At 69.8% G+C, this 25,549-nt stretch carries 20 protein-coding genes; 11 read left to right on the forward strand and 9 right to left on the reverse strand.

Features of this window, described 5'->3' with window-relative positions; translation table 11 throughout:
* Positions 1–2: 2 nt before the first annotated feature.
* Genes AC6H2I_RS27555 through AC6H2I_RS27565 form a run of 3 tightly spaced genes read left to right on the forward strand, consistent with a single transcriptional unit; the run spans position 3 to position 2,282 of the window.
* The gene (locus AC6H2I_RS27555) at positions 3–392 is read left to right on the forward strand and encodes a hypothetical protein (protein ID WP_497503982.1); all 390 of its coding nucleotides are present in this window, start codon (positions 3–5) and stop codon (positions 390–392) included.
* Positions 389–1,177, forward strand: coding sequence for a DUF1217 domain-containing protein (locus AC6H2I_RS27560; protein WP_497503983.1), 789 nt, complete (start codon positions 389–391; stop codon positions 1,175–1,177). Before AC6H2I_RS27555 ends, AC6H2I_RS27560 begins: the two co-directional genes overlap by 4 nt.
* 10 nt (positions 1,178–1,187) lie before the next feature.
* Positions 1,188–2,282 carry a hypothetical protein gene (locus tag AC6H2I_RS27565; RefSeq protein ID WP_497503984.1) on the forward strand — a complete coding sequence of 365 codons (1,095 nt, stop codon included), beginning with the start codon at positions 1,188–1,190 and terminating at the stop codon, positions 2,280–2,282.
* Positions 2,283–2,317: 35 nt separating this feature from the next.
* On the opposite strand, the gene AC6H2I_RS27570 is transcribed toward AC6H2I_RS27565, so the two are convergent.
* Positions 2,318–3,376 carry an ATP-binding protein gene (locus tag AC6H2I_RS27570; RefSeq protein WP_497504004.1) on the reverse strand — a complete coding sequence of 353 codons (1,059 nt, stop codon included), beginning with the start codon at positions 3,374–3,376 and terminating at the stop codon, positions 2,318–2,320.
* A 5-nt stretch (positions 3,377–3,381) separates the two neighbouring features.
* Positions 3,382–4,116, reverse strand: coding sequence for a response regulator (locus tag AC6H2I_RS27575; RefSeq protein ID WP_497503985.1), 735 nt, complete (start codon positions 4,114–4,116; stop codon positions 3,382–3,384).
* 104 nt (positions 4,117–4,220) lie between these two features.
* Here AC6H2I_RS27575 and AC6H2I_RS27580 point away from each other — a divergent pair, with 104 nt between their 5' ends.
* The 8 genes from AC6H2I_RS27580 to AC6H2I_RS27615 all read left to right on the forward strand — a co-directional run bounded on the left by AC6H2I_RS27580 (position 4,221) and on the right by AC6H2I_RS27615 (position 15,857).
* Positions 4,221–5,267, forward strand: coding sequence for an efflux RND transporter periplasmic adaptor subunit (locus AC6H2I_RS27580; protein WP_497503986.1), 1,047 nt, complete (start codon positions 4,221–4,223; stop codon positions 5,265–5,267).
* 2 nt (positions 5,268–5,269) lie between these two features.
* Positions 5,270–8,299 carry an efflux RND transporter permease subunit gene (locus tag AC6H2I_RS27585; protein WP_497503987.1) on the forward strand — a complete coding sequence of 1,010 codons (3,030 nt, stop codon included), beginning with the start codon at positions 5,270–5,272 and terminating at the stop codon, positions 8,297–8,299.
* Between the two features lie 143 nt (positions 8,300–8,442).
* Positions 8,443–9,852 carry an efflux transporter outer membrane subunit gene (locus AC6H2I_RS27590; protein WP_497503988.1) on the forward strand — a complete coding sequence of 470 codons (1,410 nt, stop codon included), beginning with the start codon at positions 8,443–8,445 and terminating at the stop codon, positions 9,850–9,852.
* Positions 9,849–11,108, forward strand: a complete 1,260-nt coding sequence (locus AC6H2I_RS27595; protein WP_497503989.1) for an MFS transporter — start codon at positions 9,849–9,851, stop codon at positions 11,106–11,108. The genes AC6H2I_RS27590 and AC6H2I_RS27595 overlap by 4 nt, the downstream gene beginning before the upstream one ends.
* Positions 11,109–11,347: 239 nt before the next feature.
* Complete coding sequence (locus AC6H2I_RS27600; protein WP_497503990.1) at positions 11,348–12,463, forward strand: toxic anion resistance protein; 1,116 nt, start codon at positions 11,348–11,350, stop codon at positions 12,461–12,463.
* A gap of 24 nt (positions 12,464–12,487) precedes the next feature.
* Entirely contained in the window at positions 12,488–14,104 is a 1,617-nt protein-coding gene (locus AC6H2I_RS27605) for a substrate-binding domain-containing protein (protein WP_497503991.1), read from the forward strand.
* An 11-nt stretch (positions 14,105–14,115) separates the two neighbouring features.
* On the forward strand, positions 14,116–14,748 hold the full coding sequence (locus tag AC6H2I_RS27610; RefSeq protein WP_497503992.1) for a hypothetical protein: 633 nt from the start codon (positions 14,116–14,118) through the stop codon (positions 14,746–14,748).
* Complete coding sequence (locus tag AC6H2I_RS27615; protein ID WP_497503993.1) at positions 14,745–15,857, forward strand: hypothetical protein; 1,113 nt, start codon at positions 14,745–14,747, stop codon at positions 15,855–15,857. The genes AC6H2I_RS27610 and AC6H2I_RS27615 overlap by 4 nt, the downstream gene beginning before the upstream one ends.
* A gap of 81 nt (positions 15,858–15,938) precedes the next feature.
* Here the strand turns inward: AC6H2I_RS27615 and AC6H2I_RS27620 are convergent, their stop codons facing one another.
* The 7 genes from AC6H2I_RS27620 to AC6H2I_RS27650 form a co-directional block, all read right to left on the reverse strand.
* A complete protein-coding gene (locus AC6H2I_RS27620; RefSeq protein ID WP_497503994.1) occupies positions 15,939–16,688 on the reverse strand; it encodes an FkbM family methyltransferase in 750 nt (249 codons plus the stop codon).
* 296 nt (positions 16,689–16,984) lie between these two features.
* Entirely contained in the window at positions 16,985–18,970 is a 1,986-nt protein-coding gene (locus AC6H2I_RS27625; RefSeq protein WP_497503995.1) for an acetoacetate--CoA ligase, read from the reverse strand.
* Between the two features lie 105 nt (positions 18,971–19,075).
* A complete protein-coding gene (locus tag AC6H2I_RS27630; RefSeq protein ID WP_497503996.1) occupies positions 19,076–20,578 on the reverse strand; it encodes a hypothetical protein in 1,503 nt (500 codons plus the stop codon).
* Positions 20,575–21,894 carry a KGGVGR-motif variant AAA ATPase gene (locus AC6H2I_RS27635; protein ID WP_497503997.1) on the reverse strand — a complete coding sequence of 440 codons (1,320 nt, stop codon included), beginning with the start codon at positions 21,892–21,894 and terminating at the stop codon, positions 20,575–20,577. Before AC6H2I_RS27635 ends, AC6H2I_RS27630 begins: the two co-directional genes overlap by 4 nt.
* A 1-nt stretch (position 21,895) precedes the next feature.
* On the reverse strand, positions 21,896–22,321 hold the full coding sequence (locus AC6H2I_RS27640; protein ID WP_497503998.1) for a HEPN domain-containing protein: 426 nt from the start codon (positions 22,319–22,321) through the stop codon (positions 21,896–21,898).
* Between the two features lie 120 nt (positions 22,322–22,441).
* Positions 22,442–23,788, reverse strand: coding sequence for a DUF1329 domain-containing protein (locus tag AC6H2I_RS27645; protein ID WP_497503999.1), 1,347 nt, complete (start codon positions 23,786–23,788; stop codon positions 22,442–22,444).
* Between the two features lie 7 nt (positions 23,789–23,795).
* Positions 23,796–25,529, reverse strand: a complete 1,734-nt coding sequence (locus AC6H2I_RS27650; protein ID WP_497504000.1) for a DUF1302 family protein — start codon at positions 25,527–25,529, stop codon at positions 23,796–23,798.
* Between the last annotated feature and the right edge of the window lie 20 nt (positions 25,530–25,549).

Below are 25,549 nucleotides of genomic sequence, written 5' to 3' on the forward strand. Positions count from 1 at the left end.
CCATGACGTCCCCCGTCAGCGGCGTGTCCGGCCCATCGGGCGAGCGCCCGCCGGCCAGCGCCGACACCATCGCCGAGGCGCGCCTGCGCCAGGCCGACCGCCTGCGCGCCGCCCAGGCGGAGACCACCAAGCCCAACGAGGTGGTCGAGGAAACGGCCAAGAGCGACTCCGCGGAAATCGCCCGCAAGCCGGTCGTCCAGCCGTACCGCGTCAACCTCGAGGGCGGCACCGGCCGCATGTACACCGACGTGCTCGACACCGAGACCGGCGACGTCATCATGCGCATCCCCGCCGGCTACCGCGACCCCGACGAGGTGGCCGCGCAGGGCGGGCCGGCCGGTGGCGCCGGCGACGGTGATGCCGGTCCCGCGGGCGGGGAGATCGAGGCATGAGCACCATCACCGATTTGCGGCTCGTCACCATGAACCAGGACCGCTTCGAGCAGGTCATCATCAAGCGGCCGTCGGTGACCCGCGAGATCGCGTACTTCAAGGAGAACATCGGCAAGGTCACCACGGTCGAGGAGTTCATGGCCGACGACAAGCTCTACCGCTTCGTCATGGAGGCCTTCGACCTCGAATCGCAGATCTACGCCCGGGCGCTGATCCGCAAGGTGCTCGAGCAGGGGGTGACCGACGACGGCGCGCTGGCCAACCGCCTGAACGACACCAAGTTCAAGGAGATGGCGACCGTCCTGTCGTTCGCCGAGACCGGAGGGCTGCCGCTGCAGCAGCCGCAGATCGTCGACGCGATCGTCGACCGCTTCGTCCGGGTCAACCTGGAGGTCGATTCCGAGAGCACCAACCCGGCGGTCCGCCTCGGCCTCTATTTCCAGCGCAAGGCGCCGGGCCTGACCAACTGGTACCAGGTGCTGGCCGACAAGGCGGTGCGCGAGGTCGTCTTCACCATGCTGGACTTCCCCGACGAGCTGGGGATGCTGGACGTCGACAAGCAGAAGAACCTGCTGGCCGACCGCATGGACATCGCCGACTTCAAGGATCCGGAGAAGATGGCGAAGATGCTCGACCGCTTCGCCTTGATGTACGACATCAAGAACGGCAGCCCGGCCGCCGCCACGGCGGCGATCCCGAGCGTCGGGCCGCTGTCGCAGAGCCCGTCGATCATCTCGATCGACCCGTCGGTGACCATGACGCTGCTGAATTTCCCGCGCTTCTAGAGGCAGAGAGGTGCAAGCCGAAACGGGCGGGCCAAACCGGAACCTGCGGGGCGGGACAGCGGGGCGGCGCACCCGACCGGGGGCGGGGGCGCCCCGCAGCCTGCAGGACGAGGGACGCGACTCCCTCCACATCCTGCCCCTGGCGATCCTGCCGCTCGCCAACCCGGCGCTGCGGCGGGCCCGGCTGATCAAGAACGTCCGGCTGGAAACGGTGGCGGAGGTCTTCAACGACGCCCAGACCGGCAGCGGCCAGGTGACCATCGAGCAACTCCCCGGCTGCTTCGGCGTCGACGACGCCGCGATGCGCCAGGACATCCACATGCTCATGCGGATCGCCTCGGCCGCCAGCTTCGACATCTACACCCTGCGTCTGGAGCTGCGGCGGCTCAACATCGACGTCGACGAGGCCCGCTGCCTGCGCCTGTCGGACGCCAAGCGGGCCGAACTCACCGACTACATGCGGGTGTTCACCCGGCCGCTGATCGAGCATGTCTACGGCGGCGGCGAGGACGGCGTGACGAGCATGGACGAGCTCTTGCGCATGTTCAGCCAGCCCGACGTGGAGGAGGCGCGGCGGCGCCTGCAACTGACCGCCGACCGTCTCGACATCCCGCTGGCGGCCATCCCCCAGTTCCTGGAGGAGTACGCCGACATCTTCCTGTCGCTGGCCTATTTCAAGCACTGCCTCGACGACATCGTCCCCGACGTCCAGGCCTTCATGGTCTGGACCAACGAGCTGCACACCTCCAACGACGTCCGCCGCGAGCCCCGCCTGGGCCGCATGCTGGACGAGGTGGGCCGCGATCTCACGGAGATCACCACCTCGATCACCGGCCGCTTCGAGAGCTTCGACACGCGCTCGCGCGAGTTCTGGCGCAACATCAACGCCGAGAGCTTCCACACCATCCGCAACCTGATCCTCACCCACCACCTGACCATCGGCGGGGTGCTGTGCGGCCTGGCGGTGAAGATGAGCCTGTGGAAGCAGCGTTTCGCCCGCGGCGGCGGCCCGGTCCGCCGGCTGGAGTTCATCCGCTCCGAGATCCTGCCGGGCATGTCGCAGATCCGCACCATCGAGCGCTCGTCCCGCAACGCCCTGTGGTAGAGGGCAGCGGCGCGACGGCGCCGCCCTCCGTCACGTCATGCGGGCCAGACCAGTTCGAAAACCGTTCCCCCGGCAGCGGTGGCCCGGCAGGTTGCGTTCCCTCCGTGCGCCCGCGCGATCGCCTTCACCACGGCCAAACCCAAGCCGCTGCCCCGACCGGATCCATCGTCCTCGCCGCGATGGAACGCATCGAACACGCGCTCGGTGATTCCGTCGGGAATTCCCGGTCCGGAGTCTTCGACCTGAAGGTGAGCCATGCCGTCGCTGTCGAACGAGCGGACGCGCAGCGGCCCAGGGGTCGCGTGGTGGACGGCGTTGTCCAGCAACGCCAGCAGAGCCTGCCGCATCCGTACCGGATCGCAGATCGCTTCGGTTTCGTCCACGTCCAGGGAAAGCGTGAACCCCGCAGCGCGCAAGGTCGGCTCGACGGCATGGACCGTGGAGCGGATCTCGACGGCGAGATCGCACTGCTCCAACTGAACCGTCAGGCGGCCGCTTTCGTCCAGGCTGAGCACGCGCAGATCCTCGACCAGCCGGGACAGGCCCTCCACCTGGCTCAGCAACCCCGCCAGCAGGTGAGGGGTCGGCTGGAACACCCCCTCCGCCAGGCCCTGGAGACGGCCGCGCAGCACCGTCACCGGGGTTCGCAGCTCATGGGCGATCGCGGCGTTCCAGAATGCGCGGTCCCGGGCCATGCACTCCAGGCGTTCGGCCAGATTGTTGACGTCGGAGACGAGGCGCGTCGCTTCGCCCACCGACTGGTCGTCGGCGACCGCGCGGGCGGACAGGTCGCCTTCCGCCACCCGCCGCAGGGTGTCGGCGACGGAGTTGAGCGGTGCCAGAATCCGCCGCGCCAGCTTGACGGCGACGCTGGTTGCCAGCACCAGCGCCACGAGGATCGTCACCGCCATCCAGGTGAGTTCCGCCGGGGCGGGGACGAGATCGTCGGAAATGCTGTCCGGCGAGTAGATCAGGAAAACGGCATAGAACACATAGGATCCAAAGATCACCAGCAAGGCCACGCTGAACGCGAGAACCGTCATCGACAGGACGATCTGGCGGCGCAGGCCGGACCCCTTTCGTCGCCCCGACATCGACGTCACGCTCCCCCCAGGCGATAGCCGACGCCCCGCACGTTCGCGGGCACGCCCGTCACACCCTGCGCTTCCAGTTTTTTGCGAAGCTTGCTCACGTGGCTGTCGACCGTGCGTTCCAGCGCCTCGCCCTCCGGCAGGCAGGCTTCGAGAAGATCGCCCCGGCTGAACACCCGTCGCGGCGTCCGGGCCAGATGGGCCAACAGGCGGAATTCGGTCAGCGTCAGGTCGAGCGCCGTCTCTTGCCCGTCCCCGCCCTCGACCCGCGCCTGGTGCCCCTCCAGGTCGACCGTGAGGGCGCCGACGCGGAGAACGCGGCGCGAGTCGGCCCGGCCCTCTCCGCTCGCCCGGCGAAGCACCGCCTTGACCCGCGCGACGACTTCCGCCGGATTGAACGGCTTGACGACGTAGTCGTCGGCGCCGATGCGCAGGCCCATCAGCTTGTCGATGTCCTGGTCCAGGGCGGTCAGCATGATGACGGGGGTGTCGCCGCGATGGCGAACCTCCGCCAGCACCTGCCAGCCGTCCAGGCGCGGCATCTGCACGTCCAGCAACAGCAGGTCGGGGCTCAGCGACCGGTGAAGGTCCAGCGCACGCCGGCCGTCCTCCGCCCGCACCACGCGGGTCCCCGCCCGCTCCAGATAGGCGGCCAGGATGTCGGCGATGTCGGGGTCGTCCTCGGCGACCAGAACCAGCGCTTGCTTCTCCACCGTTGCCGTCCGTCCTTGTCCCATCTCCATTGTATCTCCACACACCCTCGGCCCGATCGCAACCGCTCTCTGCCACCAAGGCGTCGGGTGGCCGGCGCCGAGCGCCGTGCCTTCGACCGAAGGTTGGCGGAGCCATGAAGCGGACAGTCTTTCTTGCGGCGGCGGTTCTGGGCGGGGTGGCCTGTGCCGGGATCTCGCTTTCCGATGACGAGCCGAACCCCGTGCGCCGTGTCGCGCCGATCGGGGTTCTGAGCGTCAGCGTTGCAACACCCCGGGAAGAGCGCGTGGTCGAGCGCATCGGCGTGACCGGAACGCTGGTCCCGCGCGAGGACGTCGCGGTGGTCGCCGAGGTCGCCAACGCCCGCATCCTGAGCGTGTCGGCCGAGGTCGGCGACCGCGTCCGCAAGGGCGACACGCTGGCTGTGCTCGATCCCGAGACCGTGCGGTTGCTGGTCGCCCAGATGGCGGCGGAGTACGCCAAGGCCCGCGACGAGTTCGCCCGCGTCGACTCCATCAAGGACACCGGGGCCGTCAGCAAGGGCCTCGTCAGCGAAAAGAAGAACGCCGTGGACGCGGCCGGGGCCAAGCTGGAGGAGGCGCGGCTGGCCGAGCGGCGCACCGTCGTCACGGCTCCCGAGAGCGGCATCGTGTTCGAGCGTCGGGCCACGGTCGGTGGGCTGGCGAACCCCGCCGAGGCGCTGTTCCGCATCGCCCGCGATGGCGACATCGAGGCGGAGCTGCGCGTTCCGGAGGGTTCGGCGGGCCGCGTATCGCCGATGGCGCCGGTCAGACTGTCGATCTCCGGGATGCCGGGTCCGTTGTCGGGAACGGTGCGACTGATAGCGCCGCGCATCGACGCGGCCGACCGCGCGGCCCCGGTCCGCGTGTCGATCCCCGGCCGGGAGGGGCTGAAGGTCGGCGGCTTCGTCCATGGCGACATCGCGCTGACCACGGTCGCCGCCCTGGCCGTGCCGGCGACCGCCATCCAGCGCGACGCCGCCGGCGCCTTCGTGTGGACGGTCACGGCCGAAGGCCGCATCGCGCGCCGGGCGGTCAGGCTGCTGGTGCAGAAGGACGAGGTGGCGCTCGTCGCGGGGGTGACGCCCGAGGTGCGCGTCGTCGCCCGGGCCGGGTCGCTCGTCCGTTCGGGCGACATCGTGACGCCGGTGGAGGACCGCTGATCATGGCGATGCCGGTGTCCACCTGGGCCATTCGCAACCCGATCCCGCCGATCGTCCTGTTCCTGGCCCTGACCATCGCCGGGCTGGTGGCCTTCTCGAAGATTCCGATCAGCAACATGCCCAGCATCGTCGTGCCCGCGGTCAGCGTCACGATCAGCCAGGCCGGTGCGGCGCCGAGCGAGATGGAGACCCAGATCACCCGCCGCGTCGAAGGCGCCCTTGCGGGGCTGCGCGGGGTCAAGCACATCACCTCGACGGTCTCGGAAGGGGTGTCCGCGACGACCGTCGAATTCCATCTGGGGACCGACTTCGACCGTGCGACGAACGACGCGCGCGATGCCGTCGCCGGCCTTCGCGACGCGTTGCCGCGCACGATCCAGGACCCCCAGGTGCGGCGCGAGGAGGGCGAGGACGGGGCCCTGCTCGTCTACAGCGCCGACGCCCCCGGGATGCGGCCGGAGGACCTGGCGTGGTTCATCGACGACACCGTGAACCGGCGCCTCCTGGCCGTTCACGGCGTGGCGAAAGTGACGCGTCACGGCGGTGCCACGCATGAGATCACCGTCACCCTCGATCCGTCGCGGCTCGCCGCCTTCGGCGTGACCGCCGCCGACATCAGCCGCCAGCTGGCCCAGACCAGCGCCGATTTCCCCGGTGGGCGTCTGGTGGAGGGGGGCACGGAATACAGCGTGCGGACACTCGGCGGGGCGCCGTCGGTGGCGGCGTTGCGCGACACCTGGATCGGTCTTGGCTCCGGCCGCGGCGTTCGCCTGGGCGACATCGCCGACGTCACCGACGGCGGGGCGGAGGCGCGCTCCATCACCAAGATAGACGGCAAGCCGGCCGTCATCTTCTCCGTTCAGCGCGCCAAGGGGGCCAGCGAGATCTCCACCGGCGCCGCGGTCAAGGCGGCGATCGCGGAGATGCACGCCGCCAACCCCGCCCTCGTCTTCACCGAAGTCTTCTCGCTCGTCGATTTCACGCAGACCAGCTACGAGTCGACGGTGTCGGCCTTCCTCGAAGGCGCGGCGCTGACGATTTTGGTGGTCTTCCTGTTCCTGCGCGACGGGCGGGCGACGGTGCTGGCGGCGCTGACCATCCCGCTGTCGATCATCCCCACCTTCCTCGTCATCCATCTGCTGGATTTCTCGCTGAACTTCGTCAGCCTGATGGGGATTTCGCTCGTCACCGGCGTGCTCGTCGATGACGCGATCGTCGAGATCGAGAACATCCATCGCCACATGGCGACGGCGAAAACGCCCTATGACGCGGCGATGATCGCGGCCGACGAGATCGGCCTGGCGGTGGTGGCGACGACGGCGGTGATCTGCGCCGTGTTCCTGCCCGTCAGCTTCATGGGCGGCACGTCCGGCCAGTTCTTCGTCCAGTTCGGGGTGACGGTGGCCGTGGCGGCGGTCTTCTCGCTGCTCGTCGCGCGGTTGCTGACGCCGCTGATCGCCGCGTACGTCCTGAAGGCCCCGGCGCACCGCCCCGAAGCGACGGGGGTGTGGACCGCGCGCTACCGCCGCCTGGTCGGGTGGACGCTGGACCATCGCGGCAAGACGCTGGGCATCGCCGCCCTCAGCCTCGCGCTGTCGTTCGGCATGGTGCCGTTCGTGTCGACGGGATACCTGCCGTACGAGGACTATTCGCAATCCAGCCTGACCATCGAACTGCCGCGCGGCTCGACGTTGGCGCAAACGGATGCGGTCGCGCAGCGCGTCGCGCGGACCCTGAAGGCGCACCCCGAGGTGCTGTACGTGCTGACCAACGCCGGCAGCGACACCGGCGTCAACACCGCGACCGTGGACATCAAGCTGGTGCCGCCGAAGGCGCGCGCCATCAGCCAGCGCGACTTCGAAAGCCTGGTGCTGCCGGAACTGGAGGCCGAGCCCGACGCCCGCGTGACGTTCGCCAACGCCGCCGGCGCCAAGGACATCAGCATCGCGCTCACCAGCGAGGACGCGACGGCCCTGGAAGCGGCGGCCATCGCCATCGAGCGGGACATGCGGGGCATCGCCGGCATCAACTCGGTGGGCAGCACGATGCCCGCGGCACAGCCGGAGATCCTGATCGTTCCCGATTTCGCCAAGGCGGCCCAGCTCGGCGTGACCGTTCAGGCGCTGAGCGACGCGGTGATCATCGCCACCATCGGCGACACGGACAGCAACCTTGCCAAGCTCAACCGCGACGGACGGCGCTTGTCCATCCGCGCGCGGCTCGCCGCCGGTCCGGCGACGTCTCTCGACACCATCCGGGAACTGCGCATTCCGACGGCATCGGGGGGGACGGTGGCGCTTGCCGCCGTGGCCGACATCCGCTTCGGGTCCGGCCCGTCGAGCATCGAGCGGTACGACCGCCGCCGCAAGATCACGGTCGAAGCCAATCTCGACGGTCTGCCGCTTGGCGACGCGATGGAGCAGATCCGCGCCCTGCCGGCCATGCAGGCGCTTCCGAAGGACATCGAGGTTCGCGACACCGGCGACGTCGAGGAGATGACCGACCTGTCCTCCCGCTTCCTGACCGCCATCGGGCTGGGGCTGCTGATGGTCTACGCGATCCAGGTGCTGCTCTATAAGGACTGGATCCAGCCGATCACCCGCATGGCGGCGCTGCCGCTGTCGATCGGCGGCGCCTTCCTCGCCCTGCTGCTGACCGGGACCGATCTCAACATGCCGGCGGCCATCGGCATCCTGATGCTGATGGGGATCGCCGACAAGAACTCGATCCTGCTCGTCGACTACATGGTCGAGCGCATGCGCGGCGGCACCCCCCGGCGCGTGGCGATCGTCGACGCCTGCACCGTCCGGGCGCGGCCGATCATCATGACGTCGCTGGCCATGCTGGCGGGCATGCTGCCCGTCGCCGTGGGCTTCGGCCTCGACACGGCGTTCCGGGCCCCGATGGCGATCGCCGTGATCGGAGGGCTGATATCGTCGACGGCTCTCAGCCTCGTGTTCGTGCCGGTGCTGTTCGACTGCGTGCGTGACGTCGAGGACTGGCTGGTGCCCCGGCTCCGGCGGCTGCTCTGAACCGGCTGTGCGGGCTTCCCGCACACGCCATCGCATCTCCACACAACCCCGACCGACCCGCAACCGGCCCGTCCGATCATGGGACATGGCCCTGCCGACGCGCGTGCAGGGTGGGTGTGTCGTCCGGGGCAAGGACCGAAGCCATGCGTCTCTCCATCCTGTTCACGCTCATGCTGACGGTGTCGGCCTGCTCCCTGGTGCCGCCGCTCGAAACGCCGGCGCCTCCCGTTCCCGTTGCCTTTCCCACCCGCGAGGCGCTGCCGGCGGAGGTGAGCGCCGCCGGGCTGAGCCGGGTGGAGGTGTTCCGGGACCGGCGCCTGCTCCGCATCATCGAACTGGCGCTGGAGAACAACCGCGACCTGCGGCTGGCGCTGCTCAACGTCGAGGCAGCCCGCGCGCAGACCCGCATCCAGACGGCGGCCGAGCTGCCCGCCGTCGACGCCCAGGCATCCTACAGCCGCGAGAGGACGGCGGGGCTTGGCGAGCGGAACCCCGCGGTCGCCGATCAGCACGGGGCATCCATCGGGATCAACGCCTTCGAACTCGACCTGTTCGGCCGGGCCCGCGCCCTGTCCGACGCCGCCTTCGCCCGGTACCTCGCCAGCGGGGAGGGGGCCCGGGCGGCGCGCGTCACCCTGACCGGCGCCGTCGCCCAGGCCTATTTTGCCGAGCGGCTGGCCCTCGAACAGCAGGCGCTCTCCCGACGGACGCTGGCCGATTGGCGCCGGTCGCTGGAGCTTGCCCGCGTTCTCCAGCAAAGCGGTCGGGGCGGTGCCTTGGACCTGGTCCGGGCGGAGGCCCAGGTGGCGTCGGCGGAGGCCGATCTGCGGGCGCGGGAACGGGCGGCCGCGCACGCCGCCAACGCCCTCCGGCTGGTGGTCGGGCGTGCGCTGCCGGCCGATCTGCCGCCGCCCCTGGCTCTCGAGCGCGATCCGGTGGTGACGCGGTTGCCCGCCGGTCTCCCGTCGGACCTGCTGCTCAACCGCCCGGACATCCGTCAGGCCGAGCGGACGCTCGCCGCCGCCAACGCGGATGTGGGCGCGGCCCGCGCCGCGTTCTTCCCGCGGCTGTCGCTGACCGCCGCGTTCGGCTTCGCCTCGCCGTCGCTGACGGGGTTGTTCCAGTCCCAGCACGGCGTCTGGAGCGTCTCACCCCGCCTCGCCCTGCCGATCTTCGACGGCGGCAGGCTGGACGCCGAGCTGGATCTCGCGACGGTGCGCAAGAACGAGGCGGTGGCGCAGTATGAGAAGGCGATCCAGACGGCGTTCCGCGAGGTCGCCGACGGCCTGGCGGGGAGCGCCACGCTCGGCGTCCAGATCGCGGCCCAGACCCGCGCCGTGTCGGAATCGGCCCGTGCCGTGACCCTGGCGGAAACACGCTACCGCGCCGGGCTGGAGAGCCGCCTGGAGCTGCTGGACGCGCAGCGTCAGCTTCAGGCCGCGCAGCAAGAGCTGCTGACTCTGCGCGGCGACGAGATCGCCAACGCGGTCGCGCTGTACACGGCGCTCGGCGGCGGGGCGGCGGACGAGACCCGCAGCGGGCCTCACCCATGATCTCGGCCGAAACCGCCGATCCCGTCGGTGCGCGCTGGAAGGTCCGGTTCTGGACGATCTTCGGCGGGCAGGCCCTGTCCCTCGGCGGCTCGTCGCTGACCCAGTTCGTGTTGATGTGGTGGATCGCCGACACCACGGGCAGTGTCGCCGCCCTGTCGCTGGCGGGCCTTGCCGCCCTGCTGCCGCACGCCCTGTTCAGCCCCATCGGCGGGGTTCTCGCGGACCGCTGCAGCCGGCGCGGGCTGATGATCGCGGCCGACACCGTCAGCGCGGCGTGCATGGCGATCCTGATGATCGTGTTCCTGACCGGCCGGGTCGAGCTTTGGCATGTCTATTCGATGATGGCGATTCGCGGGGCGATGCAGGCCATCCAGGAGCCGGCCGCCGTCGCATCGGTCGGGATGCTTGTGCCACGCTCGTTCCTGCCGCGTGTCGGCGGTCTTGAGCACGCCCTGCACAGCTTCACGGAGATCATCGCCGCCCCCCTCGGCGCGCTGGCGATGAGCGTGCTGCCGTTGGGGTGGGCGCTCAGCATCGACGTCGTCACGGCCCTTCTCGGCGTCGTTCCCCTGCTGATCTTCCGCGTTCCCCAACGCCGGCTTCCCGCGGCGGACCGCACCGGCTTCCGGGGCGAGTTCCGCGACGGCATGCGCGTGGTGCGGCGCTCGCAGGGCCTGCAACACCTGTTCCTGCTGCATGCCGTGGGGCTGCTCGCCGTCATGCCGTCGATCATGCTGATCCCCTTGCTGGTGAAGGAGCATTTCGGGGGCGGTGCCGGCGACGTGGCCCTGATGGAGGGACTTTCCGGACTGGGCATGATGATCGGTGCGATGATGGTGGCGGCGCTCGCCCCCCGGCGGCAGATTCCGTGGATCCTCTGGGGCATGACGCTCTCCTCTGCGTCGTTGGCGTTGACCGGCTTGGTACCGTCCGGTCTGTTCGGCCTCGCCGTCGCGTGGTGGGTGCTCAGCGGGATGACCTATTCCCTCAGCGCCGGCCCGTGCATGAGCCTGCTGCAACTGGTCGTGCCCAACCATCTGCTGGGACGGGTGCAGTCGCTGCTGAACATGATGATGAGCCTCGCCGCCCCGGTCGGCCTGGCGATCGCCGCGCTGTTGAGCGAGCACACGGGCGTGCGCACGCTGTTCGTGTGCGCTGGGACGCTGGCCGCCCTTGTGACGGCGTTGGGGTTCCTGTCGCCCGCGTTGAGACGGCTCGACGACGACGCGGTCGCCGCGCATGCGTCGAACACCTGACGCGCCGGGGGAGTGTTTGGTCGCGAACACCCGGCCGACCGGGGTGGTGGCGGAGGGGGCCAGGAGCGACGGCGCGGAGAGGGCGCGACCGGGCCGTCGGCGGGCAGGATGCTCCGCCCGCCAAATCCGCGCCGATCCACCGCGCTGTCACAAAAGTGCAACGCAACCCCGGTACTACAAAGGGGCAGGGGATTGATTCGCACGCGCGTACCGACCCCGCCACCCGCCGGAGCCTCGCCATGACCACGCCGACCGATGCGCCCACCAGCACCCTGCCGGCCGTGAAGGCGGACGCGGCGCTGACCGTGCTTGCCCCCGACCGGGCGCCCGCGGCGGCCGACCGGCCCCGCATCGAGGCGATCAAGCGGAGCGTGGACATCACCAGCGCGCCGTCGATCCTGTCCTTCGGCGCCGCCGCGGAGCAGGCGGTGGGCACCTTCGCCGACGCCGTGCTGAGCCAGGTGATGGCGCGCGACCTGGGGCCGGTCCACGAGCACCTCAGCGCGATCAAGCTGACCGCCCAGGGGCTCGACGCCAACGCGCTGAAGCCCGGCGGCGGGCTGCTGTCGCGGCTGTTCTTCAACCTCCGGCGCGAGATCGAGAAGTTCACGGACCGCTTCCGCACCGCGCGCGCCCAGATCGATTCGATCGTGATGCTGGTGCAGGACGAGGAGCAGACGATCCGCCATGGTCTGGTCATGCTGGACCAGCTGTTCGAGCGCACGGAGCAGCAGTTCCACGATCTGGGCCTGCACATCGCCGCCGGCCACGAGCTGCTGGCGGAGCTGCGCGGCACCGAGGTGCCGCGCCTGGAGGCGGAGGCGGCGGCCCGGGGCGACTCCCCCGACGCCATCCTGGCCGCCCAGAAGGTGCGCGACGCCAAGGCCGCGATCGAGCTGCTGGACCGCAAGATCGCCAATCTGGAGAAGTCGCGCAGCATCGCCTACATGCAGATGCCGACGATCCGCCAGGTCCAGTCCTCCGGCATCCTGCTGCTGCAGGAGATGAGCATGACCGTGACCCACGCCATCCCCGCGTGGAAGTCCACCATGCTGATCCACATCGAGCAGCTGCGCCAGCGCAACGGGCTGGAGACCCTGGCGGCGATGACCGACTTCACCAACGCCCAGATCAGCGGCATGGCCAAGGCGCTGGACGAGAACATGGCGGCGGTGCACCAGCAGACCGCCCGCGGCATCGCCGACGTCGACGTGATCGCCGACGCCATCGGCTCGCTGGTGCGCACCCTGGAGACGGTGGACGGGCTGGAGGCCGACGCCCGCCGCGCCCGCGAGGAGGGCCGCCGCCGCCTGGCCGAGGCCGAGGCCGAGCTGAAGCGCGTCCACACCGCCTGAGCCGCCGCCCCGGAGGACACCGCCATGCCCCGCCGTCTCCCGTCCGGTGCCGCCACCGTGATGACCGCCGTGATGGCCGCCATCCTGGCCGCCACCCTGGCGCTGGCCGGCTGCGGCCCGTCGCCCCAGGGCACGCTCGCCATCGTCTCCGGCTCCGAGAACGCGTCGCTGGAGCCGATCGTCGCGGCGTTCTGCGAGGCCGAGGGGTGGGCGTGCCCGATCACCTACCAGGGCTCGGTCGACATCCGCCTGGCGTTGGAGGAGGAGGGGTTCGCCTACGACGCGGTGTGGCCGGCGCACAGCCGCTGGATCGACATGGGCGACCGCGGCCGCCGGGTGCGCCACGCCGAGTCGATCTTCCGCTCCCCCGTCGCCTTCGGCGTGCGCCGGTCCACGGCCGCCGCCCTGGGCCTGGACCGCGGCGCGCCCACCACCGCCGACATCCTGGCGCGGGTGAAGGAGGGGCGGCTGCGCTTCGCCATGACCTCGGCCACCCAGTCCAACAGCGGCTTTTCCGCCTACATCGCCATGCTGACCGCCCTGTCCGGCGTCCCGGTCGTCGACGCGGCGGTGCTGGACCGCAAGAGCGTGCGCTCCCGGGTGCGCGACCTGCTGCGTGGCGTCGACCGCACGGCCGGCTCGTCGGGCTGGCTGAAGGACCTCTACCTCAAGACCGCCGCCACCGGGGAGTTCGCCGCCATGGTGAACTACGAGGCGGTGCTGATCGAGGCCAACCAGGCGCTGGAGGCGGCCGGCCAGGAGACACTGTGGCTGGTCTACCCGGCCGACGGGGTCGCCGTGGCCGACAGCCCGCTGGCCTTCTACCCGCAGGGCGACGCCGCGGGCGGCAAGGAGGACTTCTTCCTGCGCCTGCAGCGCCACCTGCTGAGCCCGGAGGTGCAGCGCGACCTGGCGGCGACCGGCCGGCGCACCGGGCTGGCCGGCGGCGTCGACGCCCCGCCCGGGGTGTTCCGGGCGGCGTGGGGGATCGACCCGCAGCGCGTCCTGACCGGCATCCGCTTTCCCACGCCGGACGTCATCGACAAGGCCCTGGCGCTCTACCAGGAGCTGCTGCGCAAGCCGTCGCTGACCGCGCTGTGCCTGGACTATTCCGGGTCCATGGACGGCGACGGCGAGGCGGCGCTGGAGGCCGCACTGGCCCGCCTGTTCGATCCCGCCGAGAGCCGCCGCCTGATGATCCAGGCCGGGGCGGAGGACATCACCATCCTCATCCCGTTCTCCGACCGGCCGTGGACGCGGCACATCGCCGTCGCCCGCGGCGCGGGCGAGCTGCCGGCCATCGCCGCCGAACTGGCGACGCTGTCGGCCCAGGGCGGCACCGACATCTACGCCTGCCAGCGCCTGGCCCTGGAGCGCCTGCGCGCGGCGGTTCCCGAGGGGCGCACCCTGGCCGACTACACCCCCGCGGTCGTGACCATGACCGACGGGCGCAGCGACGGCGACACCCGCGCCTTCGCCACGGACTGGGAGGTGGCGGGGCGCATCCCGGTGTTCGGCATCACCTTCGGCGACGCCGACCGCAGCCAGCTCGACGCCGTGGCCGAGCTGACCCGCGCCCGGGTGTTCGACGGCACCGCGGACCTGGGCGGCGCCTTCCGCAACGCCCGCGGCTACAATTGAGGGACCGCCCGGTGCTGGTCCGCCACCGCCACCTCGTCGCCCCCGCGGCCGGGGCCGTCGCCATCCTGGCCGCCGTCCTGGCCGGCCTGGCGCCGACCCCGGCCATCGCCATCGGCGCCCTGGTGTGGGCGGGCGGGGCGCTGCTGCTGTCGCCGGCGCGGCCCTTCGCCCATCTGCTGGAACGCACCGACACCGGCCTGCCGCCCGAGGTGCTGGAGGCGGAGCTGACCGCGGTGGCCGGGCGCATCGCCGCCGTGCGCGACCACGCCGCCGCCCTGGGCGGCGCCCTGGAGGCCCGGCTGACGGCCATCGCCGAGGCCGCCGAGGACATTCTGGACGACGTGGCGCGGCGCTCGCCCGGGCTCTACACCCAGGCCCGGCCGGTGCTCACCCACAAGCTGGGCAACGTCGCCTCGGTCGCCGAGCGCCTCGCCTATCTGCGCTCGGTCGACGCGCCGGACCGCGCGGCGGAGGAGCGGGCGGAGCGGGTGCTGGCCGACCTGGAGCCGGTGTTCCGCCAGCGCCAGGCCCATCTGCTGTCGGCCGAGACCATGGACGTGGACGCCCGGCTGACCCTGCTGGAGAGTGAGGTCAAGGCGGCGGCCGCCACCGCCGTCCCCGCCGCCAAGGAGCCGTCGCCATGAACAAGAAGATCCTGGGCGTCGGCCTGTTCGCCGCCGCCGCGGCCATCGCCGTCGCGGTCCAGGTGCTGGCCCCGGGGGGCGGCGGCGACCCGATCAGCCGCCTGGTCCAGTCGGCGCGCCCCGCCGAGATCGCCGTCATGGGCTTTTCCGGGTCGGAGAAGATGGCGCTGCTGGACGACCCGGCGGTGCGCGAGCGGCTGCGCGCCGACGCCGGCATCGTCCTGGAGTCCCGCAAGGCCGGGTCGCTGGAGATGATGGAGCCGGCCTATGTGGACCAGGGACCGGACTTCCTGTGGCCGGGCAGCGCGGTCGCCGTGGAGGCCGCGGCGGAGCGCGGCCTGAGCTTCCTCGCCCGGGAGACCATCTTCACCTCCCCCATCGTCTTCTACAGCTGGGCGCCCATCGCCGAGGCCCTGGAGACAGCCGGCATCGCCCGGCCGGTGGCGGGCTCGGCCTTCGCCTATTTCGTCGACGCCAAGGCGCTGCTGGAGCGGGTCGCCACGGCCACCCCCTGGGCAAAGCTGGGGCTGCCCCAGCTCTACGGCGGCATGACCATCATTCCGACGGATCCCGGGCGCTCCAACTCCGGCGCGCAGTTCGCGGCCCTGGCGGCGATCCTGCTGGGCGGTTCCGGCCCCGATCTCGACGCCGGGGCGGGGCGGGTGAAGACCATGCTGGCCCGCACCGGCTATCTGGAGCATTCGTCGGGCGTGCTGTTCGACGCCTACCTGCGCAATGGCATGGGGGACAAGCCCCTGATCGTCGGCTACGAGAACCAGATGATCGAGTTCGCCCGGGCCGAGCCGGCGGTGTGGGAGCGGGTGCTGGGCCAGGCGGTGCGCCCGGTGGTGCTGTACCCCGAGCCGACGGTGTTCAGCGCCCACGTCATGCTGGCCCGCACCGAGGCCGGCAAGGCGATGATCGCGGCCATGCGCACGCCCGAGGTGCAGTGCGTGGCCTGGACCGACCACGGCTTCCGCGCCGGCGCCGTGGGCGGCGCCTGCGCCCGCGAGACCCCGGTGGAGGGCCTGCCCGACCAGGTCACCAGCGTCGTGCCGATGCCCGGCTCCGCCGCCACCGCCCGCATCCTGGAGCGGGTCGCGCCGTAGCGGGCGGGGGGGGACGTTGCACGGGGGCAAGGTCACTTCCGGTCCGCCTCTCTCCCCGAGGGCGGGCCGTGTTCTTCTGCATCACTGCGCGCGGATGTGGACGCGACCGGCCATCTCGACCGGCACGCAGAGGTAATTGGCGTTGATCTGGTGGAGGACATAACCCATACCCTCCAAGCGCTGCCGGAGGGTCACTGGATCACTCTTAAGGAACTCGACGAACAAAAAGGGATGGCAGCGCTGGATGGTTTCTTCGGCGCCGTCGAGGACGTCCATCTCCATACCCTCGACGTCGATCTTGATCAGGTCCGCCCGAGGGAAGGCGAATCGGTCAAGCGTTGTAAGTTGCACGTGTTCGATCCGGCCGGGGTCGTGCATGCGAAGTTGGTGCAACCGTTCACGTTGCTCGGGACCGAACTCAATACTGCCGAAGTTCAGGGGCTTGTCGTAGTCGAAGACGGGCATTTCGATAGAGCCCATGCTGCTGCCAACCGCCATGTTGTAGCAGTAGACATTGGTAAGGCCATTCAACGCAACGCTGCCAGCCATCATGTTGTAAATAATTCTCTGAGCTTCAAACGCATGGACTTTCCCGAATTGACCAACAGCCTTTGCCATCGCCAGAGAAAACGTACCGAAATTCGCCCCAACATCGATGAACGTGAGATCCTGGCCGAGTTTCTCCAGTATCTGCCGGAGCAGGTCAATTTCCATGTGATCGATGGACCGGCCGGCTTTGAGCAGGGCGGTCGTCTGATTAATGTCGTACCGGTTGACAATCATTTGCCCGTAGGCGGTCGAGATAATGATGCTGAACGGGATATCCGACATGTGCTCGGTACCTTGACAGGTTCATCCAAGCAATACCTTGGCGTTGCGTATCTGCCAAGCCGGTTTTCCCAAGGCAATCGGGTGAAGCGGGGGGTGACACGGCGTAAACCGCTGCTCGGTTGTGAGGCATCCGGCTGGGCTTGTTCGGGCGGCCAAGGGTCCCTCGGGCACGGAGGGTCGATCGACCCGGAGTTGGTCGGTGCGCACCCGGGCCGATCTCCGCAACGACGCCGCGCAAGCGACGGCGGGCGGACGTCCGGGCCGTGCCGGATCGCGCACCCGCCGGGGCCGCCCGCTCACGCCGGCGCCGCCTGCTCCGCCTGGCTGCGCGCGAAGTCGATGAACCAGTCCAGCGCCGCCGGGTTGCTCATGGCGTCGCGGCTGGCGGCGGTGTCCGGGTCGGCGCCCATCAGGATGCGGCGCACCGGCACCTCCAGCTTCTTGCCGGTCAGCGTGTAGGGGATCGCCGGCACCGCGTAGATGCGGTCGGGTACGTGGCGCGGCGTGCAGGCGCGGCGCAGCGCGGCGACGATCGCCTCCTCCACGGGGGGGCCGAAGGCGTGGCCCTCCTTCATCGTCACGAACAGCGGCATGAAGAAGCCGCCGCCGGGCAGGTCCAGGTTGACCACCAGGCTGTCCTGGAGGGCGTCGAGCCGTTCGAGGGTGCGGTAGATCTCCGCCGTGCCGATGCGCACGCCGTGGCGGTTCAGCGTGGAATCGGAGCGCCCGAGGATGAAGCAGCCGCCGCGCTCGTTGATCCGCAGGAAGTCGCCGTGGCGCCACTGGCCGGGGTAGGTGGTGAAGTAGGACTCGCGGTAGCGCGCGCCGTCGGCGTCGTTCCAGAAGAACAGCGGCATGGACGGCATCGGCTTGCGCACCACCAGCTCGCCCACCGTACCGACCCGCGGCACGCCATCGTCGTCGAGGGCGTGGACGTCGACGCCCAGGCAGCGCGTCTGGATCTCCCCGGCGTGGACCGGCAGCATGGGCGAGCCGCCGACGAAGCCCGAGGCGACGTCGGTGCCGCCGCTCTGGGAGGTGATCCACAGGTCGGGGCTCACGTGTTCCTGCAGCCACACCATGTGCTCCGGCGCCACCGGCGAGCCGCCGAGCAGGACGCTGTCGAGCCGGCCGAGGTCGTGGCGGCGCGCCGGCTCGAGGCCCAGCTTCATCTGCTGGCTGAGATAGGCCGGGCTGGCGCCGAAGAAGGTCATCCCGGTCTCGGCCGCCAGCGCCCACAGGGCGTCGGGCTCGGGGTGCAGGGGGTGGCCGTCGTAGAGCACCACCGCCGCGCCGCAGATGAGGCCGGACAACAGGATGTTCCACATCACCCAGCCCGTGGTGGTGAAGTAGAAGAGGCAGGAGTCCGGCTTCAGGTTCATGTGGAAGTGCATGAACTTCAGCGCCTCCAGCAGGACCCCGCCGTGGCCGTGGACGAACGGCTTGGGCAGGCCGGTGGTGCCGGAGGAATAGACGATCCACAAGGGGTCGTCGAACGCCGTCGGGGCGTAGGCGAAGTCCCTGGGGCGCGGGCCCGCGGCCAGGTCCGCGAAGGGCAGGGCGCTCCCGACCGGCGCGGTGCCGAGCGGGCCGGGCACGTGGACCACGTGGTCCAGGGTGGGGAGCGCGGCCACCAGGGCGGCGGCGTCGCCGCTGCGGTCGAAGACCTTGCCGCCGTAGCGGTAGCTGTCGGTGGTGAACAGCAGCTTCGGCGCGATCTGGCCGAAGCGGTCGATGACGCTGGCCGAGCCGAAGTCGGGCGAGCAGCTCGACCACACCGCGCCGATGGCGGCACTCGCCAGGAAGGCCACCGCGGCCTCCGGCACGTTGGGCAGGTAGGACACGACCCGGTCGCCGGGCCGGATGCCGAGGGCGCGCAGGCGTGTCGCCACGGTGTGGACCTGCGCGGTCAGCGCGTCCCAGGTCAGGGTGCGGTGGGGGGTGGCCTCGCCGCGGGCGTGGATGGCGACCGCGGCGCCGCGGCCGCGGCCGCGCGACAGCAGGTGTTCGATGTAGTTGACGCGGGCTCCGGGAAACCACACCGCCCCCGGCATCGTCTCCTTTTCCAGGACGCAGCGGTACGGGGTGGGGGAGGAGACGTCAAAGTACTGCCACACCGCCTCCCAGAACCCGGCGATGTCGTCGACCGACCATTGCCGCAGGTCGTCGAAGCTGGTGAAGGGGCGGCCGCGGGCGGCCAGCCAGCGCATGAAGGCGGCGACGTTGGATTGCTCGCGAAAAGCCTCCGGCGGCGTCCAGATGAGTTCTCCCAGTTCGGCCATGGCGGGACGATGCCTCCTTCCTCGTTCTTGCCGGCGCCCACGCGCGCCGCGACGAGTTTGGGGGCCGGGCGAACAATCCGCCCCACCCGGAAGAAGGGAGGGGGCTCAGAGAGGCGGAGGCTTTGCCGTGCCGTGCGACGCGACGCCCCGCACCTTGCGCCGCTGCTGCTGGGTGATGCCGCCCTTGCGTTTGATTCCCGCCGGAAGGCGAAAGATGTCCGGAACGTCCACTTTGCCGGTGGTCGGCCTGATCTCGATGACGCCGATGTCCGCCATTGCTCCCATCAGCGGCAGATACGCCGCTTCGCCGTCGGATGGGGCGGATATCATCCAGGCCGGCTGCTCTCTCTGGGGGATGATCCGGCGCAGCGTCGCCACCACGCCGCTTCCGGACCATTTCTCAAGCATCTCCTCGGGTAGGCAGGGCACCAAAGAGCCCTTCAGCGCGTCCAGCGCCGGCGGCACCCAGGGATAATCCTCCTTCAGATCATCGAGCCGGTTTTCCGAAGCCCGTCGAACGCCCTCGTGGATGCCAAAGTGATCGATGCAGGTGTTCGCGGGAGTTGGCTGGTACTCGGCCGCGAATGTCAGCGCGCGAAGGAACGTGCGGGGAGAAACCTGATTCCGGGCGTCGGCGAGGTGCGAGAGCAGCCACGTGTAGGGCAGGCCGCGCTTGCGCGCGCCCATTTCTTCTCCGGCGATCACATCGAAGACGCGGTGCTGATGCTCTTCGTCGGCCTTCAAGGTGATCGGCAGGGCTTCGTTGGCCGGGACCGGTATGTCGGCTCGTCGGCAAACGGCCGTGAAGGCGGCGGGCGCACTGCGCAGCAGGCGAGCGTACAACAGCCCGTAGAGATCGACGCCCCGCCAGTTCAGATCAATGGCCTCGCCGCGAATCTTTGACGCATCGGGAAACGCGAAGAGGCGGTCCTCAGCAAGGTGGTCGGGGCGCATGAAGATCTTGGCGCGCAGTGCTCGATAGCTCTTCAAGGCCAGGGCCAGTCGCAGGATACCCCTGGTCAACTCGCTGCGCAAATCGAGATCATCAGCAATCTGTTCGAGTTGGTCGAAGACAAAAACCAACCTGCTCCGGTCCGAAACCAGATGGAGATCGGCTGTGCGCATGACGTCGCGGACATCGTCCGGCTCGTTTTCCGCCCAGGAGAGGCGTTCGGCGAGGCGATCGGGCACGGCCCGCCCGATCACGCGGGCGATGTCGGGCAGGATCACCGCCCGCCAGATCGTTTCCGCCGACGCCCCGGCGCGGACGCACTTGGCCAATTCGTCGCGACTGATTCCGACCGTTCCCTCCGCCTCCGCAAACCCGAAGCGGACGGTCACCTTTCCCTGGCCGAACCGTGCCTCCGGAACGGCCTCGGCAATCCGGTCACGGGTCTTGGTGTCGACCAGAGCGCTTGCCCAGAAGCTCTTGCCCATGCCGCGGTTGCCGATGACCAGGGAACGGTCGGGATCGAGTGCCGCTCCATGAGATGCGGGAAAATAGATGTCGGCGGGATCAATGGGATCCCGGGGGTGGTGGGAATCGAGCGGCGGAAAACCCGCCATGACGTCGCGCAGCGCCACAAGACTGGGTGTCAGATCGTTCATGCCGGCCTCTCCCAACCCAACAGGCTCCAGGCCCGCTCCAGGAACGCGCCGAACGGACCGCGGTAGACGTCCTCGCTCAGGACGGAGCCGTCTTCCAGGGGAGCGATCGCGTCGTAATCGGAATGAAACGCCACATAGGCCGCATCGTGGGGAACCTGGGCGCCCGTTTCGTCGAACGCGAAGTTGAACGGCCAGTCACCGGCCCCGGCGTCCTCGGCGTCGTAGAGCGTTGCTCCGCACAATTCATAGAGCCGTTCGCGGAACACCAGGCGCTTTTCGCTCGCTGCGGGAGCCTTGGCGTGGACGAAGGTGACGCGGGTCCGCCAGTCGTCGTCGTCGTCCTCGCCGGGCACCCCCAGGGTCTGGACGAGATGGGAGAGGACATAACGATATCCAGAGAAGGTTTGCTGCTGGTTGACGCCGAACAGCAGCAGCTTGCGCGCGCCGAGCCCCAGCCACGTTCCTGCGGTGACCTCGGCCAACCCGGCCCTGGCGTCCACCAGGACCGCGTCGTAGGAGCCGAATTCCGTAAAGCGATCGACCATCGACCGAAGCTGGAGGGCCACGGATTGCCGGCCCTCGGGCCCGACGTCCTCGACCAGACCACGCGACAGCTTGCCGATCATGTTTTCGGGATGGTCGTCGGTGACTCGGCCAACCGCCGGCAGGACATGGATCGAGCCGTCGGCAAAATGACTGACGCCGATGAAGTCGAACAACTCGTCGTCCTTGATCCCGCCCAACCCGTTCTCGACGAGGTAGTCGAGCGCGCCGTAGCGCGGGCGCCGGTCGTCGTCGGCATCGGACTTCAGCAGCATGGTGCTGAGGCCGGGCGCCTCCACGTCGAGATCGACGCAGAGGATACGCCTGCCGTGCCGGGCGAGATCGGCCGCGAGCACCGCCAGCGCCGTCGTCCGGCCGACGCCGCCCTTCAGTGACCCAAACACCAGCCGGGGGGCTCCCGGCGACGGTGGCATCAGGTCGGACAGCCAGTCGGCGCCGACGATGCGGCGGTCGACGAGGCGGATCCAGGCGAACGCCCCTTCGCCCAATGGGACGGCGACGTCGCGCGGTCCGGACGCGGCAAGCGACGTGAAGAGCGATGACGGCAGGACGGGCTCAGCGAGCGCATAGGCGCCCAGGGCCGTCGCGAGCCTGGCCGCCAGCCCGCTGTTCCGGCGACGCGCGGCGAAAACCACGCCAAGACGGCCGGTGGCCTCGCGCAGAACGATGGCATCGTCGGCCGACAGATCGATGCCCGCCTCCCGAGCGGTGCGGATCAGCGTTGGCACGGCATCGTCGTAACGCGGCGCCATGTCAAAACACCCCGCTGTTGTACAATGCGATGGCGTCCTCGCTCCAGGTGGCCAAGTCGCGGTCCGTCACCGGACAACACGTGTCATCGGCATAGCGTATGGCAAGCGACCAGCCGGCGAAGCGATAGGGAAGGAGCCCATGGGACAGTTCCGTTCCGACGGCACCTCCGAGTCGACCGGCCCTTAGAAGGGAAACCACGCGGTGATCATTCGCAATGGCGTCCTGGAGCGTCCTTTTGCGGTCATTTATGTGGAACCGAAAGGCTTTTGGAAGCGGCACACCGATGGCCCGGACGATGGCCTCCTTGAGGGCCGTCTCGCCGACAAGTCCATAATGGTAAGCCGCGTCGTCGTTTCGTCCTTCATCCTTGAGCAGGTCGGCGGTGGCAAGGTGGCGCAGCGCGGCGTCGCCGTATCGTTCCGTCATGGCGTCGCCTTGCCAGCGGTGTGCCGTCCACGATCGATCATGCCTGCCCGCCCCGCCCAGTGGTCACGGATCAGAGGTACCCTGACCGTGAGGCACGGAACAACCTCCTTGTTGGCGCCCTCACCCGCCCAGCCGGACCAGCGCCTCCTTGGTCAGGTACCGCTCGTAGATGCCGTCTTCGTTGACCATCATGCGGTGCCCTCCGGGCAGGGTGCGGACCTGTTCCAGGCGGGTGATTCGGCCGGTCTGCACGTCGTGGGCGTGGACATGGGTCCACGACCAGTAGGGGTGCGCCCCGTCCATGACCCGGCCGTGCGGCCCCTCGTACAGCGAGAACGCCGCGTCGAAGGAGCGGAACACGGCGCCGCGGCGGTCGTAGCTGACCATGGCGAAGGGCATCAGCGTGCGGGTGTCGAACCACACCCGCTTGCGGCTGACGGGGGCGCGCGGGAACGCCACGGGCTCGGCCTCCACCACCACCGCCTCGGGCACCAGTTCGACCTTGGTGTTCCAGAAGCTTGCGCCCTGCGGCCCGCCATGGGTGCCGTGGCGCCACTCCGGGTCGGCGCCGGCCCAGTTGCCCGACAGCGCCGCCAGCGCCGGCCCGCGCCCGACGATGCGGTGGTTGCCCCAGGTGAGGAACGGGTCGCCCGCCGCCCAGGCATCGGACAGATAGAGCGTGGAGCCGGCGACCAGCGGTTCGAAGCGCTGGTTGGTGGGAAAGCGCCGCACCCGCTTGAACGCCGGGAGATAGCCGAAGAGGTCGGGGAACTGCCGCTGGTCGTAGGGCCAGACGTTGAGGAAGCCGGTGCCCCTTGCGTCGCGGGGCCCCAGGAAGATGACGGACTGGTAGCGCAGCACGTGCTCGTGCCCCGGCCAGGCCGGCATGGGCGGCAGCGCCACCCGCCCGACCGGCGCCAGCTCGGCCCACACGGACTCGTAGGTGTAGGTGACGCTGCCGTCGGCGTCGAGGTCGTATTCCCGGGTGGCGTAGACGGAGGCGTCGTGCCGGCCCCAGCTCAGCGTCAGGCCGGCGAAGATCTCCAGGGCCGAGGTGGCGGCGGGGAAGGGATGGCCGCCGATCCACGGGCCTCCATCGTCGGTGACGACGTTGCCATTGGCGTCGAAGCGCGCCCGGCCGGCGTTGCGCAGGGTCGCCTCGACGTACTCCCACGGTGCCAGGCGCATCAGGTCGGTGGTGGTCGGCACCACCTCCAGCACGCGGCCCATGCGGGCCACCTGGTGGTAGCGCACGGGGTCGAGCAGCGCCTTCACCCGCTCCACGTTCCCGGCGTCGATGCGCCCGCCGGTGCCGACCGCGCCCGCCGTGAGGGCGTCGAGCGACAGGCGTTCGTCGGGGTAGGCGGGCGATGCGTCGCCGCCGGTGGCCAGGGCCGGCCACAGCGGCGTCAGCACGCCGCCGGCCAGGACGGCGCGGCGGCGAAGCCCGGGGTCCGGCGGCGGCACCGGCGCCTCAGAACTGGTAGGCGAGGCGGAAGCCGATCTCGTCGGCCCAGTCGACGGTGTCGATGATGTCGTCGTTGCCGCCGTCGGAGTGGACGACGTTGGCGTAGAGGTCGAGCGTCAGGGCGGCGTTGGGCTTCCAGCGCACCGCCGGCTGCACCAGGAGGCCGCCGTTCAGGTCGTAGAGCACCGACAGGTCGGCCCGCCACACCAGGTTCGGGAAGGGCTGCTGCACGGCGAACGCCACGGCGTGGAAGTTCTCGTTGCCGTCGGGCAGCCCGTTGACGCCGCCGCCATTGCCACTGAGATGACGGCCGAACATGTCGCTCTCGCTCTTGAAGAGGTACTGCGCGACCATGAAGGTGGCCGGGAAGTCCTGTGAGAAGCGATGGTACTTCTCGAAGTTGAGCGAGGCGACGACCTCGTCCTTCTCGATGAACTCCTGGCCGAGGCTGGGGTTGGTGAACTTCTTGCCGGGCGTGTAGGTGACCTCACCACGGACGACGAGCTGGTCGAACACGCTGTCGGGCTCGTCGGTGAAGATGTAGTTGGCGCCGATGCCGAAGATCGTCTCGCGGGGGTAGACGCGCTCGATGTGGCCGCGCAGGCCGCCCGACGCCTGGAAGAAATAGTCCAGCTCCGATCCCGCCAGCGCCTTGTTGGCGTTGGTGGGAAAGGCGCCCAGCAGCTGCGACGCCGGGAAGTCGCCGACCGCGGAATCGAGCGCCGTGGCGCCGTTGAGCCGCGTCATGCCGGCGTAGGTGAACCACTCCTCGGCCGAGAGCACGCCGGTGTCGCTCACCTCGAACGGGGTGTCGGCCAGCACCGCGCCGGATCCCGGCGCGCCCGGCAGGTCGCGGTTGATGCCCGATCGCGTCCAGCGGTAGACGCCGTCGGGGTTGCGCCGGTGCACGGTGAGGAACTGCAGGCCGAGGTCGCCGAGCTGGACCTGGACGCGGCCGCCGAAGTTGACGGATCCGGCGACGTCGTCGAACCCCTCCTGCTGGTGGATGGTGAACTGCGACGGGATCAGGTTGTAGGGCGTGTTGGGGTTGGCGATGACCGAGGGATTGAAGATCTGGGCAAAGCCCTCGACCTGGACGGTCTCGTTGACACGGTAGGAGGTGCGCACGCCGGGTGCGGGCACGCGTTCGTCGGCGTACTCCTCGCTCACCAGGTCGAGGATGAGGTGGCGGCGCAGATCGAGGCCGTTGGGCACGTCGAGCACGCGGAAGAACAGGGACTCGCCCCAGGCGATCTGCTGGTTGCCGGCGCGCACCCACAGCGGCCCGTCGGCGTAGTCGAGGTAGAGGGCCGGCAGGTCGACCATATAGTTGTCGCCGGCCATTTCCAGGTAGGTGCCGCGGTCACCGTGCAGCGGCACCTCGAACAGGCTGCCCATGTGTTCGTTGTCGTAGACGTCGGGGGCGAAGATTCCGCGCAGCTTGGCGAATCCCGTGATCTCGTCGGTGAAGCGCGCCTGGGTGTCGATCTCGACCCGCGTCGTCAGGTAGTTGAAGCGGTTGTCCGCCTCGCCGCCGGCGGTCCGCGTCACGTCGGTGCGGCCGCCGCCGACCAGCGTGCTGTCCTGCACCACGGTGCGGTTGTTGAAAAGGTTGCCGCTCTGGTTGAAGGGATTCTCGGCGTTGTTGACCTTGACCGCCGTGTCCTGGCGGACGAATCCCTGCACGGTGACGTCGGCCGCCACCGCCGGGCCTGCGGCCGCCATCAGGGCCATTGCCATCAGGGCCACCGGGGAGACAG

It is taken from the genome of Azospirillum sp. NS33, assembly GCF_059703765.1.

What these genes read in the sequence shown, in the direction of transcription:
- AC6H2I_RS27560 (WP_497503983.1), top strand. Translation starts at nt 389, where the DNA reads ATGAGCACCATCACCGATTTGCGGCTCGTCACCATGAACCAGGACCGC.
- AC6H2I_RS27620 (WP_497503994.1), bottom strand. Translation starts at nt 16,688, where the DNA reads ATGTCGGATATCCCGTTCAGCATCATTATCTCGACCGCCTACGGGCAA.
- AC6H2I_RS27555 (WP_497503982.1), top strand. Translation starts at nt 3, where the DNA reads ATGACGTCCCCCGTCAGCGGCGTGTCCGGCCCATCGGGCGAGCGCCCG.
- AC6H2I_RS27635 (WP_497503997.1), bottom strand. Translation starts at nt 21,894, where the DNA reads ATGGCGCCGCGTTACGACGATGCCGTGCCAACGCTGATCCGCACCGCT.
- AC6H2I_RS27600 (WP_497503990.1), top strand. Translation starts at nt 11,348, where the DNA reads ATGACCACGCCGACCGATGCGCCCACCAGCACCCTGCCGGCCGTGAAG.
- AC6H2I_RS27575 (WP_497503985.1), bottom strand. Translation starts at nt 4,116, where the DNA reads ATGGAGATGGGACAAGGACGGACGGCAACGGTGGAGAAGCAAGCGCTG.
- AC6H2I_RS27650 (WP_497504000.1), bottom strand. Translation starts at nt 25,529, where the DNA reads ATGGCAATGGCCCTGATGGCGGCCGCAGGCCCGGCGGTGGCGGCCGAC.
- AC6H2I_RS27585 (WP_497503987.1), top strand. Translation starts at nt 5,270, where the DNA reads ATGGCGATGCCGGTGTCCACCTGGGCCATTCGCAACCCGATCCCGCCG.
- AC6H2I_RS27570 (WP_497504004.1), bottom strand. Translation starts at nt 3,376, where the DNA reads ATGTCGGGGCGACGAAAGGGGTCCGGCCTGCGCCGCCAGATCGTCCTG.
- AC6H2I_RS27625 (WP_497503995.1), bottom strand. Translation starts at nt 18,970, where the DNA reads ATGGCCGAACTGGGAGAACTCATCTGGACGCCGCCGGAGGCTTTTCGC.
- AC6H2I_RS27590 (WP_497503988.1), top strand. Translation starts at nt 8,443, where the DNA reads ATGCGTCTCTCCATCCTGTTCACGCTCATGCTGACGGTGTCGGCCTGC.
- AC6H2I_RS27605 (WP_497503991.1), top strand. Translation starts at nt 12,488, where the DNA reads ATGCCCCGCCGTCTCCCGTCCGGTGCCGCCACCGTGATGACCGCCGTG.
- AC6H2I_RS27595 (WP_497503989.1), top strand. Translation starts at nt 9,849, where the DNA reads ATGATCTCGGCCGAAACCGCCGATCCCGTCGGTGCGCGCTGGAAGGTC.
- AC6H2I_RS27630 (WP_497503996.1), bottom strand. Translation starts at nt 20,578, where the DNA reads ATGAACGATCTGACACCCAGTCTTGTGGCGCTGCGCGACGTCATGGCG.
- AC6H2I_RS27615 (WP_497503993.1), top strand. Translation starts at nt 14,745, where the DNA reads ATGAACAAGAAGATCCTGGGCGTCGGCCTGTTCGCCGCCGCCGCGGCC.
- AC6H2I_RS27640 (WP_497503998.1), bottom strand. Translation starts at nt 22,321, where the DNA reads ATGACGGAACGATACGGCGACGCCGCGCTGCGCCACCTTGCCACCGCC.
- AC6H2I_RS27580 (WP_497503986.1), top strand. Translation starts at nt 4,221, where the DNA reads ATGAAGCGGACAGTCTTTCTTGCGGCGGCGGTTCTGGGCGGGGTGGCC.